We start from the raw sequence: 15,555 nt of genomic DNA, 5'->3' as shown, positions 1-15,555 counted from the left end.
GTGGGGAGGACGGTGACGCCGGCGCATGTCCGGGCGAAAGTGACGCAACGTCCATCCTCCCGTTGTTCACAGGATCGGGACATAGAACATCGCTGCACCCGCCACAACTGACAGGGTGTCTCACGGCTGAAATCGGTCACGCGGGGCGCGATTTTCCGCGAATACGGGGCCGCGCCGGGTCAGGCGCTCGCGCGTTCGGCGGCCCCCTCGACCCAGGGCGGCGACACGGTCGGCGCACCGAAGAGGTAGCCCTGCATGCAGTCCACGCCGATCTCGGTCAGCACGGCCGCGTCACGCGCGTCCTCGACCGATTCGGCGATCGTCATCAGGTCGAGTTCGCGGGCCAGGGCGGCCAGCGCGCGCAGCATCGCCGACGCGTCGCGATCCATATGTGCGCCGCGCACGAACTGCCCGTCGATCTTGACGGCGTCGAACAGGAAGTCACGGAAATGCCGGACAGAAAAGCTGCCTGAGCCGAAATCGTCCAGTGCGAACGCGATGCCGTGGCCCTGCAGCCGGTCCATGAAATCGATCACCAGTTCCGGCACCGTCATCGCCGATGCTTCGGAGATTTCGAGGATCAGGCGTTCACCCAGCGACGGGTCGCGCCCGAGATGCCGTTCGAGGATCTGCATCCAGCGGCGAAAGCCGATCGACCGCGCCGACATGTTCACCGACAACCGCAGCCCGGTGTGGCGGGCCAGGGTGCGCAGGCCGGTTTCCAGAGCGTTGCAATCCAGCAACCGTCCGAGTTCGGTGTCCTCGACCTGCCGCATGAAATCGCGGGCGGGAATCATCCGGCCGGTTGCGTCGGGAACCCGCACCAGCCCCTCGTAGAAGGCGATTCTGTCCGGCGCGCGCGTCTGCACCACCGGTTGATAGGCCAGCAGCGTCTGCCGGTGCCTGATCGCGTCGGCCACCATGTCGATGGTCGACCGGTCGCGTGCCGCGACAGCCGCATCCAGCGGGCTGTGGTCGCCATCGGCGAGATCGGCGAATCGACTGCGGTGTTCGGCCATGGCATCGGCTCCGGATTTCCTGTTGCCGCCGGGCGGCTCGGATCATCCTTGGCGCCAATTGGTAAACCGGGGCTTAAGTATCGCAATTTTCCGAAAATCGCGGCAATCTCGGCGCGAACGGAGGTGGCGATGGAACGATGCGGCTGGGCCGGGCCCGAACCGATCTACACGGATTATCACGACCGGGAATGGGGCGTGCCCGAATGGGACAGCCGGGCGTTGTGGGAAAAGCTGATCCTCGACGGGTTCCAGGCCGGGCTGAGCTGGATCACGATCCTGAAGAAACGCGACAATTTCCGGGCCGCCTTTGCCGGTTTCGACCCCCGCGTGATCTGTGGCTGGGGCGAGGCCGAGGTGGCGCGGCTGTTGCAGGACCCCGGCATCGTGCGCCATCGCGGCAAGATCGAGGCGACGATTGCCAATGCCCGCGCCTGGGTCGCGATCGAGGAGGACCGGGGGTTCGACCGGTTCCTGTGGGATTATGTGGATGGGCGCCCGGTCCAGAACCGCTGGCCGGCGCTCGGGGACGTGCCGGGACACACATTGCTGTCGGAGCGGATCTCGAAGGATCTGAAGGCGGCGGGGTTCCGGTTCTGCGGGCCGACCATCGTCTATGCCTTTATGCAGGCGGTGGGCATGGTGAATGACCACGTTCTCACCTGTCCGCGCCACGCCGAGGTGGCGAAGATGGCGGACAGGCCGGGTTTGCGGCCGTGACGCGGGGCGTCAGGCGAAGGCGCCGCGGGCGAGGCCGATCAGCCCGGTCGTGAGCGTCCCGGCGGCGCCCAGGATGGTCAGGGCAAAGCCGAGGGGAATGAGAAAGAACGGTTCGCGCAGGATCCCCTGGTCGTCGACCGTGGCGCCGATGGCGCTGTAGAGAAGCGCACAGGCAAGCCCGGCCAGGCCGATGGCGAGAAACAGCAGCATTGTTCTGGGCAGCGTCAGTCGGTGCATCGAAATCACTCGTACGAAAATGAATTGGCAGACCGTTCCCAGATAAGGGCTGATTCGCAGAATTCAACCTCCGGCGGCCAGATCCGTTAACGCGGACCGGTCAGCGAAAGCCGGGTTCGCCCGCGTCTTCGGGGTGGCGGGCCAGGTGTTGCGCCTTGAGCCCCTCGGTGGTGTCGCGGCTGCCGTCATGGGACCAGCCGGGCGGCCCGAAGGCATAACCCAGCCGCTGGCGCAGGGTCAGGCCGGGCGTCAGGGCATCGCGGAACAGCCCGATCCATTCGTGGAACGCCACCCGGACCGGATTGAACGTGCCGAGGTTGTAGACCAGCCCGTAATCCGGCTTTTCGCTCTCCTGTTCGGGCACGAAGGTGCCGAACAGCCTGTCCCAGACGATGAACACGCCGGCATAATTGGCGTCGAGATAGCGGGCGTTGCGCCCGTGATGCACCCGGTGGTGGCTGGGCGTGTTCATCACCGCTTCGAACCAGCGGGGCATCCGGCCGATGGCCTCGGTATGGATCCAGAACTGGTAGATCAGGTTCAGCCCGCCGCAGAACAGCACCATCGCCGGGTGGAACCCGAGCAGGATCAGCGGCGCGCGCACCACCATCATGAAGGTGAAGGTCCCGGTCCAGGTCTGCCGCAGCGCGGTGGTCAGGTTGTAGTGCTGGGACGAATGGTGGTTCACATGGCTGGCCCATACCCAACGGATGCGATGGCCGAACCGGTGCACCCAGTAGTAGCGCAGATCGTCCAGCACGAAACACAGCGCCACGACCCAGAGCGATGTGCCCAGGTCGAACGGGGTGAGCCGCCACAGAAACATGAAGAACCCCCAGGCGATGAAGCCCAGCAGGATCCCCGAGGCCACGTTGCCCGCGCCCATGATCAGCGACGTGACCGCGTCGCGGGTCTCGTAGCGTCCGCCACGACCCCTGATCGCGATCCACGACAGTTCGATCAGGATCGCGACGATGAAAAAGGGAACCGCCCATTTCACCACATCCGGATAGGTCAGCATGTCGGTCATTGACGGGTGATCCTTTCCAGCCAGTCGTGGCGTTCGGCCCCGGTCAGGTCCAGGGTGACGGTGGGCGCGGTGTGGTCGTGCAGGCGCAGCCGCAACCCGCGGCGGGTGTTTTCGGCCGAACAGCCGTCGAGCCGCCGCGCCACCGTATCCGATCCGAAGGCCCAGACCAGCCCCGGCCCGTCCGGCGTGGCCACCAGCGCGGCGTGACCGTCCCGCGCCACGGTCACTTCGCCCACGCGGTCGCCGGGAAACTGGCGCAGCCACCCGGCGCGTGCCGTGGCCGCCGTCAGCAGCACCCGTTCGGACCGTCCCGTCAGGTGCAGCAACAGCGTGATCGCGCTGATCCCGCCGATGACCAGCACCAGAAGAAGCGTGAGCGGCATTCGGCCCCCGTTTGTCATCGCACGGGCCACATAGCACAGGCCGGCCCACGGCCCTGTCAAGTCGGGCGTGGCGTCAGGCGCGGTGCGGCGGGTCAGCCCGCCGGTGTCTCGGGTACCCGGTTCAGCACCTCGTGGGCCACCACCCGTTCGACAAAGGGCACCAGCCCCTCCGGTCCCGACGCGCGGTCCTTCAGGTGGATGCTCAGGTCGGGCCGCTGCGCGGCGATCACGCCGATCAGCCGTCCGCGTGTGGCATCGTCCAGACCCGCGCCCATGATGACGCAGGCGATGCGCGGTTCGGTCCCGAGCTGGCGCGTGACCTCGCCGGCGTCATGGGCCCCCAGCCATTCGATCGGCAGGTGATCCAGTTGCCGCGCCACATCGCCGATCACATGCGGCAGCTTTCCGATCAGAAGCACAACGGGTTTCATCGCGTCCTCCCTTTCCTCGTCCCCAGTCCAGTATAGCACGGCGGTGGCCGCCGCGCTCACTCGGCCCGGGTCGAGACGAAGAAATAGACCCATTCGCCCTTGAAACCGGAATCGCGCTCGCGGGCTTCAGCGATGCGGGATTTCAGCCAGTCCAGATAGGGCGCCGCCGCTTCCTGAACGGGCCGCAGCCCGTCATAGAGCGGGCTGGAGGCGGCAAAGGCCACCGCGATCTCCTGCCCGTAGGGCGGGCCGATGAACAGCTGCAGCCCGCCATCCCCGCCGCCGACCTCCAGCGCCGCTTTCGCCGTCGTCCGTTCCAGCGGTGCGTGATCGTTGGGCACCAGGTGCAGCACGTTGCCGCCCGCGTCGAAATAATCGACATAGAGATAGGCGTCGTAGTCCGGCGCGGTCATGTCCAGCGTCAGCCGGTCGCCATCGACAAAGCCGAAGACGCGGGCATGGGTATCGGCACCGATCAGCAGCGGGTTGGTGATCTGGTCGGTGGATTGCGGCAGGCCGGCATCGGCGATGCCGGTCAGCATCCCGCATTGCGGGCGCGGCAGGATCAGGATGTTGTCGGACACCGCGATATCGGCGCCCATCTGTGCCTTCAGCGCCGCCAGCACCGGCGCGCGCAGGTCGCCCTCGGGAACGTGGCCATTGACCTGCAGGGTGGCGCTGGCCGGATCGAACCCGACCTGCAGCCGCGAACAGGGCACCTGCGCCAGCAGTGCCGCGATCCCGTCGCGCATCGGGTCGGCCCGGGCGGTGGCGTCGCCGGGGCGCATGAAGCTCTGGAACGCGGCGATGGATACCGGGTCCACGTCACCGTCGCCGCTGCCGGAAAAGGCCAGCGCCGCGGTCAGGCGCAACGGGTCCGGGTCCGAGGCGGCGGCGGGGGCGGCGTCAGGCGTGGCGGCCGGCACGCCCTGCGCCTGCGGCACGGCGGGCGGCACCGATGTGGCGGCGTCCACCTCGGCGCGCAGCGCCACGGGTCGAGGCGTTGCGGCGGGCACCGGCGTGGCGCTGGAACCGGCCGCGCCGATCGGGCGCGGGCGCGGCAGGGTTGCGGCAACGGCCAGCGCCGGTTGCGCGGCGGCGGCGAGCGGGGTCGCGGCGGGGCGGTCCGGCGCGATGGATTGGGCCGCGGGCCGGGCGGGTGCCGCCTGCTGGACCGGCGCCGGGGCTGCCGCGGCCTGAACCCCGGCTGGCAAAGCCGCCGCCAGCCGTCCCGCGGCGGCCTGTGCCGGGGCCAGCCTGTCGGCGGGCGGAACCCGGGCCCGTGCCCGCGACCGCGGGATCGCACCGGGCGCCAGTGCGGCGGTTTCGGCCTGGCTTTCCTCGGCCTGTTGCCCATGCGCCGGGGCCTCGCGTGCCTGCTGGCGGTCGAGCCGGTAGCTCTCGACCTCGAATTCGCTGCCGGGCATGGGCTGTTCGTCGACCGGTTCGGGCCGGATCGCGGCCCAGAGCAGCGCCGCCATGCCCAGATGCGCGGCGGCGGACCCGGCCAGCCCGGCGGCCCAGAGCAACGCCGCGCGGCTCATCCCGGTTCCGGCCGGGGGGTCACCACCAGCACCACGTCGCGTATGCCCGTTGCCTCGGCCAGACCGACCAGCGGCAACACATGGCGCAGCTCGGCCTCGCGATGGGCGTTCACCCGCAGCCGCAGGTCCGGGTCACGCGCCAGCATCTCGGCCAGCCGGCCGCCCAGCCGGTCGCGGTCGATGCCCGTGCCGTCCAGCGCCAGCGCCCCGTCGCGCGCCACCGACAGGGTCGCGCCGCCCGCCGGCATGTCGGTGCCGCTCTGCGCCACCGGCGGGCTGACCTCGAACGGGGCGGTGGCGTCCATGCGCCCGATCAGCATGAAGAACACCAGCAGAAAGAACACCACGTCGATCAGCGCGATGATGGTCTCTGAATGGGCGGGCCGGGCCGGGCGTTTCAGCTTCATGGCCGCGCCTCCAGCCGCACGACCCTCAGCCGCCGGGCGCCCGCCCGCGTGGCCGCGTCCATGACCGAGATCAGCGCCTGCGTGGTTGCCGCGCCCGACGGCAGGACGATCACCTGCGCCAGCGGATCCTCCGCCAACCGGTCGCGCAGCAACGCAGTCAGCGCCGGGCCGGGCAGGGCGCTGCCGCCCACCACCGGTATCCCGTCGCCGCCCAGGCGGATCATCACCGTGTCGCCGGGCGACGGGGCCGGGCTGGGGGCTGGGTCGGGGGCGGCCGGGGCGTCGCTGCGCCGGGCGGCGGGGATCATGTCGAGATCGAGATAGGTCGACGTGACCATGAAGAACACCAGCAGGATCAACATCACGTCGATCATCGGCACCAGCGAGATCAGCGGTCCCGCGCGGGCCGGGCGTTTCAGTGTCATCGCGCTGGTCCGGGTCATGGCCGCGCCGCCTCAGACCGGCGGGTTCTGGTCGATCAGCAGCAGCCGGCCGACGCTGTTCTCGATCATCTGCGCCGCGCTTTCGATCCGCGCCGACAGCAGCCCCGCCGCCACGGCGGCCGGGATCGCCACCAGCAGGCCCGCGGCGGTGGTCAGCAGCGCCTGCCAGATCCCGCCGGCCAGCACCGAGGCATTGGCCGCACCTTCGGCCAGTTCCAGTTCCTGGAACGACTGGATCATTCCCAGCACCGTGCCCAGCAGGCCCAGCAGCGGCGATACCATCGCGATCAGTTCCAGCAGCCGGATCAGCCGGTTCATCTGCGCGACCTCGTCATTGCCACGCCGCTGCAACTCGGCCTCAAGCGCCGGCCCCTTGAACCCGGAAGCCAGCGCCTGCATCGCATAGGCGGTGACGCGGTCGGCGGGCGACCGGCCGGCCTCGACCGCCTTGCGCGCGCCGTGCTTGTCGCCGGATCGCCACATCCCGAACGCCTCGTCCCGCATCGCCGCGCCCGAGCGGCAGTTCCAGAGCGCGAGGCATTTCACCACGATCACCGCCAGCGACAGCAGCGACATCGCGGCCAGCACCGCGATGATCGGCCCGCCGGTGCCCAGCGTGTTCCACCAGCCGGACATGCTATTTGACCAGCGGCGCCGCGGCGCGGCTCGACAGGTCGATGATCGGGAAACAGTCGGTTTCCTCGGCGTTCTGCGGCTTGCACGAGGTGATTTCGTGCAACAGGACCTCGGAAATGTTGGTGCAGGCGATCTGCGGGATCTCGAACAGTTTCAGCGTGGTCCGCGCCACCGGCAGCGGCGCGGCGTCGATCGACAGCAGCCGGTCGATCACCCCCTGCCCGTCGAGAATGGCCAGCGACATCTCGAAACCCTCGAAGCTGTTGCCGGTCTCGTTGCGGAACAGGAAAAACGCGCGGCAGCCGCCTTCGCCGGTGTCCTCGACCTTGTTCAGCTCGACCGCCAGCCGGCCGGTTTCGGCATTGGCCGCCATCCCGCAGAAACAGGCGACCAAGGCCGCGGCGAGGGGTTTGATTGTTCTCATGATGTCCTCCTGTTGGGGGCGCCGGGGCGCCGGCGGTGATCGTGACCGCCCGGCCCGGTTCCGGGTACCCCGGCACGCGCGGGGGGAAAATTCATTGACTTTGAGAAAACGATAAGGCTGAAATTGGGTCAAGGCACTGTATTTGTTTGATTGCGTTTGAAAAGAACGGGGCGCCTGACAACAATATGTTGTGGACCGGATTGGTAAGTGTGCTACCGTTCGTCTCGGAGGAGACTTGATGAACCTTGAGGGGTTCCTGCAACCCATGGACGAGGGTTCGCCCAGCGGCGAAAACCTCGAGTATGATCCGGTGTTCATGGAGCTGGAGCTTGCGGCTCAGCCCAAGGAAGGCACCGAGATGGGCAATGCGGTAACCGAGGCCGAGCCGCCCGATTACCGTGAGATGTCGAAAAAGGCGCAGGAGGTGCTGGAACGCAGCCACGACCTGCGCGCGGCGGTCTATCTGGCGGATGCCGCGCTGAACATGGACGGGATGGCCGGCTTTGCCGAAGTCACCTCGTATATCCGGGGATGTCTCGAACAATACTGGGACAGCTGTCACCCCGAGCTGGACGAGGATGACGACGACGACCCCACCATGCGGATCAACACCATCCAGGGCCTGTGCGGCCAGCCCGACGGGCTGGGCGGGCCGTCGCCCGTGTTCCGGTCGCTGCGCCGGGCCGCGCTGACCAACAGCCGTGGGCTGGGCATCTTCTCGATGCGCGACATCGACCTGGCCACCGGGCAGATCCCGGTGCCCGAAGGCGCGGACGCGCCCGACATGACCACCATAACCGGCGCGTTTCGCGACACCGATGGCGACTGGCTGGCCGGGACGCTGGCGGCGGCGCGGCAGGCCAATGACGACGTGCGCGCGATTTCGGCGGTGTTCGACGAACAGACGCCGGGGCAGGGCCCGGAACTCGACCCGCTGATCAAGCTGCTCTACCGGATCAATCAGACCCTGGGGGAACATGCGGGCGGGGCCGATCCCGCACCCGAGGGCGAGGCGGCACCGGATGCGGCGGCGTTGGCACCGGCGGCGGCGAACGCCGCGGCCCCGGCGGGTGGTGGTGGCGGCGCGGTCGGCGCGATCAACACGCCGGCGGATGTGTCGAACGCGCTGGACCGGATCGTCGACTATTACCGCCGGTCGGAACCGTCGAGCCCGGTGCCGGTGCTGCTCGAACGGGCCAAGCGGCTGGTCAATGCCGATTTCCTGACCATCGTGAAGGACATGGCCCCCGAAGGCCTGGAAAACGTCAACCTCATCGGCGGTATCGTCGAGGAAGAAGAATACTGACAATCCGGCCCGTTCCATGAGGGAACGGCGGGCCGGAAACATGAACCAGCAAGGAGACTTTCATGGCTGACAGTTCACAGAAATTCATCGCCAGGAACCGCGCTCCGCGGGTCCAGATCGAATATGACGTCGAACTCTACGGTGCCGAGAAAAAGGTGCAGCTGCCGTTCGTGATGGGCGTGATGAGCGACCTCGCCGGCAAATCCGAGGTGGAACAGCCCGCGGTGGCCGACCGCAAGTTCCTGGAGATCGACGTCGACAATTTCGACGAACGGATGAAATCCATGGCGCCCCGGGCCGCGTTCACGGTGCCCAACACCCTGACCGGCGAAGGCAACCTGGCGGTCGATATCACGTTCGAGAGCATGGACGATTTCAGCCCCGCCGCGATCGCCCGCAAGGTCGAACCGCTGCGCGAACTGCTGGATGCGCGCAGCCAGTTGTCGAACCTGATGACCTATATGGACGGCAAGACCGGCGCCGAGGAACTGATCGGCAAGATCATCCAGGATCCGGCGCTGCTCAAGACGCTGGCGGCGCAGGCGGCACCCAAGGCCGACGACGGCGCAGAAGAACAGGAGTAACCGATGGCCGAAGAACAAGCCCAGGCAGAAGCCGGCGCCGAACAGACCGCGTTCGGGTCCAGCGAATTCGAGGCGCTGCTGCAAAAGGAGTTCCGCCCCAAGTCCGACCAGGCCAAGACCGCCGTCGAAAGCGCGGTCAAGACGCTGGCCGAACAGGCGCTGGCGCGCACCGACCTGATTTCCGACGACGCGCTTCGGTCGATCGAAAGCATCGTCGCCGAGATCGACAAGAAACTGACCGAGCAGGTGAACCTGATCCTGCACAACCCCGAGTTCCAGCAGCTCGAAAGCGCGTGGCGCGGGCTGCACTATCTCGTCAACAACACCGAAACCGACGAGATGCTGAAGATCCGGGTCATGAACATCTCCAAGAAGGACATGCACAAGACCCTGCGCAAGTTCAAAGGCACCGCCTGGGACCAGTCGCCGATCTTCAAGAAGCTCTATACCGAGGAATTCAGCCAGCTGGGCGGCGAACCCTACGGGTCGCTGGTGGCCGACTACCATTTCGACCATTCGCCCCCGGATGTCGAATTGCTGGGCGAGATGTCCAAGATCGCCGCGGCCGCCCATGCGCCGCTGATCACCGGCGCCAAGCCCGAGCTGTTCCAGATGGACAGCTGGTCGGAACTGTCGAACCCGCGTGACCTGACCAAGATCTTCCAGACCCCGGAATACGCCGCCTGGCGCAGCCTGCGGGAATCGGAGGATTCGAAATATGTGGGCCTGGCGATGCCGCGTTTCCTGGGCCGGCTGCCCTATGGGTCCAAGACCGACCCGGTCGAGGAATTTGCCTTCGAGGAAGATACCGAAGGCGCGGACAGCAACAAATACGCCTGGGTGAACGCCGCCTATGGCATGGCCACCAACATCACCCGGTCGTTCAAGGAATTCGGCTGGTGTTCGCGCATCCGCGGGGTGGAATCGGGCGGGTCGCTCGAAGGTCTGCCGTCGCATACCTTCCCCACCACCGATGGCGGCGTGGATCAGAAATGTCCGACCGAGATCGCGATCGACGACCGGCGCGAGGCGGAACTGGCCAAGAACGGCATGATGCCGCTGATCCACCGCAAGAATACCGATGTGGCAACCTTCATCGGGGCGCAGTCGCTGCACAAGCCGGCGGAATATGACGATCCCGACGCCACCGCCAACGCCAACCTGGCGGCCCGTCTGCCCTATCTCTTCGCGACCTGCCGGTTCGCGCACTACCTGAAATGCATGGTGCGCGACAAGGTGGGCTCGTTCAAGAGCCGGAACGACATGGAGAAATGGCTGCAGGACTGGATCGACAATTATGTGGATTTCAACGCCGATGTTTCCTCGGAAAGGGAAAAGTCGCGCAAACCGCTCGCCGCGGCGGAAGTCGTCGTTGAAGAAGTGGAGGGCAACCCCGGCTATTATTCGTCGAAATTCTATCTTCGCCCCCACTACCAGCTCGAAGGGCTCTCGGTGTCCTTGAGGCTGGTGTCGAAGCTGCCTTCGGAGAAAGGCGGGGGATAATTCTGGCCCCCGACGGAAGGTGTAGTCTGAAAAGGCGCGTAGCGCCGGTTAGTGAAAGGAAAAACCATGGAAAACACATATGTTTTCATCAAAGGTATCGACGGTGAATCGCTTGAGGTCGGCCATCCCAAATGGATCCCGGTCAAGACGATCACCTGGGACGTGAAACGCACGCTGGACATGACCGACCTGGGCACCGCCCAGCGCGGCTATGCCAACACGGCCTTCAACCAGATCAAGATGACCTCGGAACTCAGCCTGCATTCGACCAAGCTGATGCTGTCGGTCGCCGACGGCACGCCGCACAAGGAAATCAAGATCGAGATGTGCCGGGCCGGTGACAGCAAGGGCAAGGGCATGGAGCCCTACCTGATCTTCAAGCTGTCCGATTCGGTGATCGACGAATACGAGGTTTCCGGCGGCGAAGAGCAGATACCGGAAGAAACCTGGTCCATCGCCTATCGTCACATTTCGATCGAATACATGAAGGCCGATCCCAAGTCCGGCGCGCTGTCCAAGGGCGGCACCTTCGACTGGGATGTGATGACCGGTCAGCAGGGCAGCGCCTGATCGCAGGTCCTGACCACCGGACCCGGGCCTGCCGGCCCGGGTTCTTTCTGCACGATATCGAACAAACTTGCTGCATGAGGCCGGCCACATGGTTTCCCCTGGACCCGAAGATCACCTGAAATCCGGCGATCTCGACGCCACGCTGGCGGCGCTGCAGGACAAGGTGCGGGCCGATCCCTCGGATGCCCGGCTGCGGATCTTCCTGTTCCAGCTTTTGTGCGTGCTGGGCGACTGGAAACGCGCGATCACCCAGCTGAAACTCGCCGCCGAGATGGACGAGGCGGCGACGATGATGGCCAAGACCTACCGCGAGGCGATCATCTGCGAGGTCTACCGCGAAAAGGTGTTCGCCGGCGAGAAGGAACCTCTGATCTTCGGCGAGCCGCAGGAATGGCTGGCGCTGCTGATCGAGGCGCAGAAGGTGCTGGCCGGCGGCAACCCGCAGGGCGCGGCCGATCTGCGCGCCCGCGCGTTCGACGCCGCCCCGGCCACGCCGGGCATGATCAACGGCGAACCGTTCGACTGGATCGCCGATGCCGACATGCGTCTCGGCCCGGTGCTCGAGGCGGTGATCAACGGGCGCTATTTCTGGCTGCCCTTCAGCGCCATATCGGCGCTGGAATGCGAGGCGCCCAGCGACCTGCGCGACGCGGTCTGGACCGCGGGTATGCTGACGCTGGCCAATGGCGGCGAGGTGGCCGCGCTGATCCCGACCCGCTATGCCGGGACCACCGCCACCGGCGATCACGCCGCGCTGCTGGCGCGCGCCACCACCTGGGCCGATGCCGGCGCCGACACGTTCACCGGCTGCGGCCAGCGGCTGCTGGCCACCGACAAGTCCGACGTGGCGCTGATGGACATTCGCAGCCTGACCATCACCGGCGCAACCGCAGGGCAGGGCGATGGCTGACAAGACCATTGCCGAACGTCTGCAGCCGTCGCTTCTGGACCGGCTGACGGATGATGCGCCCGGCAACCCCAAGGAAACCCGCGAATCCCGCGTGATCGACCTGTCGCGGCTGCGCGACATCATCCAGCGCGACCTGTCCTGGCTGCTGAACACGTCGAATATCGACAACATGATCGACGCCAAGGCGATGCCCAACGTGGCGAAATCTGTGCTGAACTACGGCCTGACCGAGGTGTCCGGAGAATTCTCGACCCGTGAACGCGCCGAGGCGATCCGTCGCTCGATCCAGCGCGCGGTCATGCTCTACGAACCGCGGATCATGCGCGGGACGGTCGAGGTCACGCTGAGCGCCGATGACAGCAACGACATGACCGTGGCGCTGGAGATCCGGGCCGACATGTGGGCACAGCCGATGCCGCTCGAGCTTTACCTGCGTTCGAAGGTGGATGTGACCACCGGCGAGGTGCAGGTGGAAAGGAGCTACTAGCGCCATGGATACGCGGCTCATGAAGCATTACGAAAGCGAGCTGCTGTTCCTGCGCGACATGGGGGCGGAGTTTGCCGCCGCCTATCCCAAGGTCGCGTCGCGGCTGGGGATGGAGGGGGTCGAGGTGCTCGACCCCTATGTGGAACGGCTGCTGGAGGGCGTGGCGTTCCTCTCGGCCCGCGTGCAGCTCGAACTGGAGCTGCAATATCCCAGCTTTACCTCGAACCTGCTGGAGATCGTCTATCCGCATTACCTGGCGCCGACACCGTCGATGATGATCGCCGCTTTTGAACCGGATGCGTCCAATTCGGCGGTGAAATCGGGCTATGTGCTGCCGCGCCAGTCCGTGGTGCGCAGCCGGCTGATGGAGGGCGAACAGACGCCCTGCGAATTCCGGACCGCCGCGGACCTGACGCTCTGGGCGGTCGAGATCGAACAGGCCGAATATATCGACGGGCGCGGCGAACTGGTGGCCGCCGGTGTCGCCGGGGCCGAAGGCGCGCGGGCGGGCGTCCGGCTGCGGCTGCGGCGCAAGGATGGCGGGCCGATCCGCGATCTGCCGATGGACCGGCTGACCCTGTTCCTGGGCGGGGCCGCGGGAAACAGCTGGGCGCTGCTGGAACTGCTCTGCACCCAGGGTATCGGCATCTGCGGGCGCTCGACCGACCGGCGCGCCGACTGGGTCGAGCGGCTGGAAGGCTGGGGGATCGAACACAAGGGATTCGGCAAGGACGAGGCGCTGCTGCCGCCCACGCGCCGGGTGTTCGATGGCTACCGGCTGCTGCAGGAATATTTCGCGATGCCCGAACGGTTCCTGTTCGTGGAATTGCAGGGGCTGAAACCGGCGCTGAAGCGGGCGACGGGGCCGGACGTGGATCTCTATGTCCTGCTGGGCGAGGGGCGGCGCGACATCGCGTCGATGGTCGTGCCGGATGCCTTCACGCTCAATGCCGTGCCGGCGGTGAACCTGTTCCCGAAACGCTGCGACCGCGTGCATGTCACCGCGCGCGACACCGAACAGCATGTCCTGCCCAGCCGCACGGCGGGGCTGGACTACGAGATCTACCGCATCGAGCGCGTCACCGGGATCACCGGCGGCGGCGGCGACGATGTCGAGTTCCGCCCGTTCTATTCCACCACCGATTTCACCGCGGCCGGGGAAATCCACCCCGCCTATTACACCCTGCGGCGCCGGATGCGGCAGCGGTCGGAAAAGGAACGCCTGCGCGGGGTGCGGACGTCCTATCTCGGCTCCGAGGTGTTCCTGACGCTGGTGGACCGCAGGCAGGCGCCCTATTCGGCGGCGCTGGACCAGCTGGCGGTTTCGGCGTTGTGCACCAATCGCGACCTGCCGCTGCTGCTGGCCACGGGAAACGAGGACGTGTTCCAGCTGCCCGAAGGCGGCCCGGTCAGGAAGATCCGACTGCCGGTCACGCCGACCCGCCCGCACCCGACACTGGCGCAGGGCGATACCGCCTGGCGGCTGATCAGCCATCTCAGCCTGAACTACCTGTCGATCGCCGATGGCGGCAATGGCGATGCCGCCGAGGCGCTGCGCGAACTGGTCGGGCTATATGCGCCGATCGGCAACCGGGTGACAGAAAAACAGCTCGAAGGGCTGGTCTCGGTCGCCTCGCGCCCCATCGTGCGCCGGATGAGCGACGAGGTGCTGTCGACGGCGCTGCGCGGCACCGAGATCACCATCGGCTTTGACGACAGTTTCTTTGAGGGCAGCAGCGTTTATGTGCTGGGCGCGGTGCTGGAGAGGTTCTTCCGGCGGTATGCCACGCTCAACAGTTTTACCGAAACCGTCCTGACGACGCAGACACGGGGGGAGATCGCCAGATGGCGGCCGGAACGGGGCCTGGGTCGGATGATCTGAGGCCCGGGCAATTGAGCCTTGCCGAGCGGCTCGAACGGGAACCTGAAAAACATCATGTTTTTCAGGCGCTTCGGATATTGGAGGCGATGCATCCCGAAACGCCCAGGCTGGGCGAAAGCCGCCGCCCGCGCCAGGACCCGGTGCGGTTGGGGCAGGAAGCGGAAACCGCCTTTCCGCCATCCACGGTTGCCGCGTTCCGCCCCGGCGAAGGCGGCGGGCCGGCGCGGCTGACCAACCGGTTCTTCGGGTTGTTCGGCCCGAACGGGCCGCTGCCGCTGCACCTGACCGCCTATGCCCGCGACCGGCAGCGCAATCACCGCGATCCGACCTTTCTGGCATTCGCCAACATGTTCACCCACCGGATGATGAGCCTGCTCTACCGGGCCTGGGCATCCGGTCAGCCGGCGGTCAGCCACGACCGGGGCGAAGACCCGGTCGCCGACAAGGTGGCCGCGCTGGCCGGGTTTCACGGCGCCGGGCTGAGAAACCGCGATGCGATGCCCGATCTCGCGCGGCTGCATTTCGCCGGGCTGCTGGCGCCGGGGCCACGGCACGCCGAGGGGCTGGTGTCGATCCTGTCGGCGTTTTTCGACGTGCCGGTGCGGGTGCAGCAATTCGTCGGCTGCTGGCTGGACCTGGAGCCCGATGACCGCTGGCAGCTGGGCGCGCGCACCGGGCTGGGGCAGTCCACCAGCATCGGCCAGCGGGTCTGGAGCCGCGCGGCCAAGTTCCGCATCCGCATCGGCCCGCTGGGCCTGCGCGACTATGAACGGCTGTTGCCGGGCAGCGGCGCGCTGGAACGGCTGCGCGCGATCGTGCGCACCTATGCGGGCGACGAGCTTGACTGGGACGTGAACCTGATCCTCGCCGGGGACGAGGTTCCGCGCGCCCGGCTCGACGGCACCACGCGGCTGGGCCACACCGGCTGGATCGGCGGGCGGCTGGGCGGAGACGACGACCGCCCGGATGCAGAGGACCTGTTCCTGCATCCGGGCCTGAACGGGACAGCGGCGCAGCCGTGACCGGCACGCGCAGAGGGAAG

General features: G+C 67.0%; 19 protein-coding genes. 9 read left to right on the top strand and 10 right to left on the bottom strand.

Annotation, left to right across the window (positions count from 1 at the left end; translation table 11 throughout):
• Nucleotides 1-179: 179 nt before the first annotated feature.
• Complete coding sequence (locus tag C6Y53_RS08370; RefSeq protein WP_106472021.1) at nt 180-1,019, bottom strand: EAL domain-containing protein; 840 nt, start codon at nt 1,017-1,019, stop codon at nt 180-182.
• Nucleotides 1,020-1,148: 129 nt separating this feature from the next.
• Between C6Y53_RS08370 and C6Y53_RS08365 the strand changes: the two genes are divergently transcribed.
• Entirely contained in the window at nt 1,149-1,736 is a 588-nt protein-coding gene (locus C6Y53_RS08365; RefSeq protein WP_106472020.1) for a DNA-3-methyladenine glycosylase I, read from the top strand.
• Nucleotides 1,737-1,745: 9 nt separating this feature from the next.
• Here the strand turns inward: C6Y53_RS08365 and C6Y53_RS08360 are convergent, their stop codons facing one another.
• The 9 genes from C6Y53_RS08360 to C6Y53_RS08320 all read right to left on the bottom strand — a co-directional run bounded on the left by C6Y53_RS08360 (nt 1,746) and on the right by C6Y53_RS08320 (nt 7,271).
• Nucleotides 1,746-1,973 (bottom strand): DUF3955 domain-containing protein, encoded by a 228-nt coding sequence (locus C6Y53_RS08360; RefSeq protein WP_211299495.1) that lies wholly within the window; start codon nt 1,971-1,973, stop codon nt 1,746-1,748.
• A 100-nt stretch (nt 1,974-2,073) separates the two neighbouring features.
• Complete coding sequence (locus C6Y53_RS08355; protein ID WP_106472018.1) at nt 2,074-3,003, bottom strand: sterol desaturase family protein; 930 nt, start codon at nt 3,001-3,003, stop codon at nt 2,074-2,076.
• Nucleotides 3,000-3,386 (bottom strand): hypothetical protein, encoded by a 387-nt coding sequence (locus C6Y53_RS08350; protein WP_106472017.1) that lies wholly within the window; start codon nt 3,384-3,386, stop codon nt 3,000-3,002. The genes C6Y53_RS08355 and C6Y53_RS08350 overlap by 4 nt, the downstream gene beginning before the upstream one ends.
• A 92-nt stretch (nt 3,387-3,478) precedes the next feature.
• The gene (locus C6Y53_RS08345; protein WP_106472016.1) at nt 3,479-3,817 is read right to left on the bottom strand and encodes a hypothetical protein; all 339 of its coding nucleotides are present in this window, start codon (nt 3,815-3,817) and stop codon (nt 3,479-3,481) included.
• Nucleotides 3,818-3,873: 56 nt separating this feature from the next.
• The gene (locus C6Y53_RS08340) at nt 3,874-5,361 is read right to left on the bottom strand and encodes a DUF4384 domain-containing protein (protein ID WP_149615501.1); all 1,488 of its coding nucleotides are present in this window, start codon (nt 5,359-5,361) and stop codon (nt 3,874-3,876) included.
• Nucleotides 5,358-5,768: an ExbD/TolR family protein gene (locus C6Y53_RS08335; RefSeq protein WP_106472014.1), complete on the bottom strand. Its 411-nt coding sequence runs from the start codon at nt 5,766-5,768 to the stop codon at nt 5,358-5,360. The genes C6Y53_RS08340 and C6Y53_RS08335 overlap by 4 nt, the downstream gene beginning before the upstream one ends.
• Nucleotides 5,765-6,211, bottom strand: a complete 447-nt coding sequence (locus C6Y53_RS08330) for an ExbD/TolR family protein (RefSeq protein ID WP_244614977.1) — start codon at nt 6,209-6,211, stop codon at nt 5,765-5,767. Before C6Y53_RS08330 ends, C6Y53_RS08335 begins: the two co-directional genes overlap by 4 nt.
• A gap of 12 nt (nt 6,212-6,223) precedes the next feature.
• Entirely contained in the window at nt 6,224-6,847 is a 624-nt protein-coding gene (locus C6Y53_RS08325; RefSeq protein ID WP_106472013.1) for a MotA/TolQ/ExbB proton channel family protein, read from the bottom strand.
• 1 nt (nt 6,848) lies between these two features.
• A complete protein-coding gene (locus C6Y53_RS08320) occupies nt 6,849-7,271 on the bottom strand; it encodes a hypothetical protein (RefSeq protein WP_106472012.1) in 423 nt (140 codons plus the stop codon).
• A gap of 238 nt (nt 7,272-7,509) precedes the next feature.
• Here C6Y53_RS08320 and tssA point away from each other — a divergent pair, with 238 nt between their 5' ends.
• From tssA to tssG, 8 genes are all read left to right on the top strand, one after another.
• On the top strand, nt 7,510-8,577 hold the full coding sequence (tssA, locus tag C6Y53_RS08315) for a type VI secretion system protein TssA (RefSeq protein ID WP_106472011.1): 1,068 nt from the start codon (nt 7,510-7,512) through the stop codon (nt 8,575-8,577).
• A gap of 62 nt (nt 8,578-8,639) precedes the next feature.
• Nucleotides 8,640-9,161 (top strand): type VI secretion system contractile sheath small subunit, encoded by a 522-nt coding sequence (tssB, locus tag C6Y53_RS08310; RefSeq protein ID WP_106472010.1) that lies wholly within the window; start codon nt 8,640-8,642, stop codon nt 9,159-9,161.
• A 3-nt stretch (nt 9,162-9,164) separates the two neighbouring features.
• Nucleotides 9,165-10,664, top strand: coding sequence for a type VI secretion system contractile sheath large subunit (gene tssC / locus C6Y53_RS08305; RefSeq protein WP_106472009.1), 1,500 nt, complete (start codon nt 9,165-9,167; stop codon nt 10,662-10,664).
• Nucleotides 10,665-10,730: 66 nt separating this feature from the next.
• Nucleotides 10,731-11,234, top strand: coding sequence for an Hcp family type VI secretion system effector (locus tag C6Y53_RS08300; RefSeq protein ID WP_106472008.1), 504 nt, complete (start codon nt 10,731-10,733; stop codon nt 11,232-11,234).
• 88 nt (nt 11,235-11,322) lie between these two features.
• Complete coding sequence (locus tag C6Y53_RS08295; protein ID WP_106474015.1) at nt 11,323-12,144, top strand: type VI secretion system accessory protein TagJ; 822 nt, start codon at nt 11,323-11,325, stop codon at nt 12,142-12,144.
• Entirely contained in the window at nt 12,137-12,631 is a 495-nt protein-coding gene (gene tssE / locus C6Y53_RS08290) for a type VI secretion system baseplate subunit TssE (protein WP_106472007.1), read from the top strand. Before C6Y53_RS08295 ends, tssE begins: the two co-directional genes overlap by 8 nt.
• Before the next feature lie 4 nt (nt 12,632-12,635).
• Nucleotides 12,636-14,513: a type VI secretion system baseplate subunit TssF gene (gene tssF, locus C6Y53_RS08285; protein ID WP_106472006.1), complete on the top strand. Its 1,878-nt coding sequence runs from the start codon at nt 12,636-12,638 to the stop codon at nt 14,511-14,513.
• Nucleotides 14,477-15,535, top strand: coding sequence for a type VI secretion system baseplate subunit TssG (gene tssG, locus C6Y53_RS08280; protein ID WP_106472005.1), 1,059 nt, complete (start codon nt 14,477-14,479; stop codon nt 15,533-15,535). Before tssF ends, tssG begins: the two co-directional genes overlap by 37 nt.
• Nucleotides 15,536-15,555: the final 20 nt, after the last annotated feature.

It is taken from the genome of Pukyongiella litopenaei (assembly GCF_003008555.2).
Lineage (GTDB): Bacteria > Pseudomonadota > Alphaproteobacteria > Rhodobacterales > Rhodobacteraceae > Pukyongiella > Pukyongiella litopenaei.
Note: the sequence above shows the minus strand (reverse complement) of the source record. Positions and strands in the feature narration are given on the sequence as shown.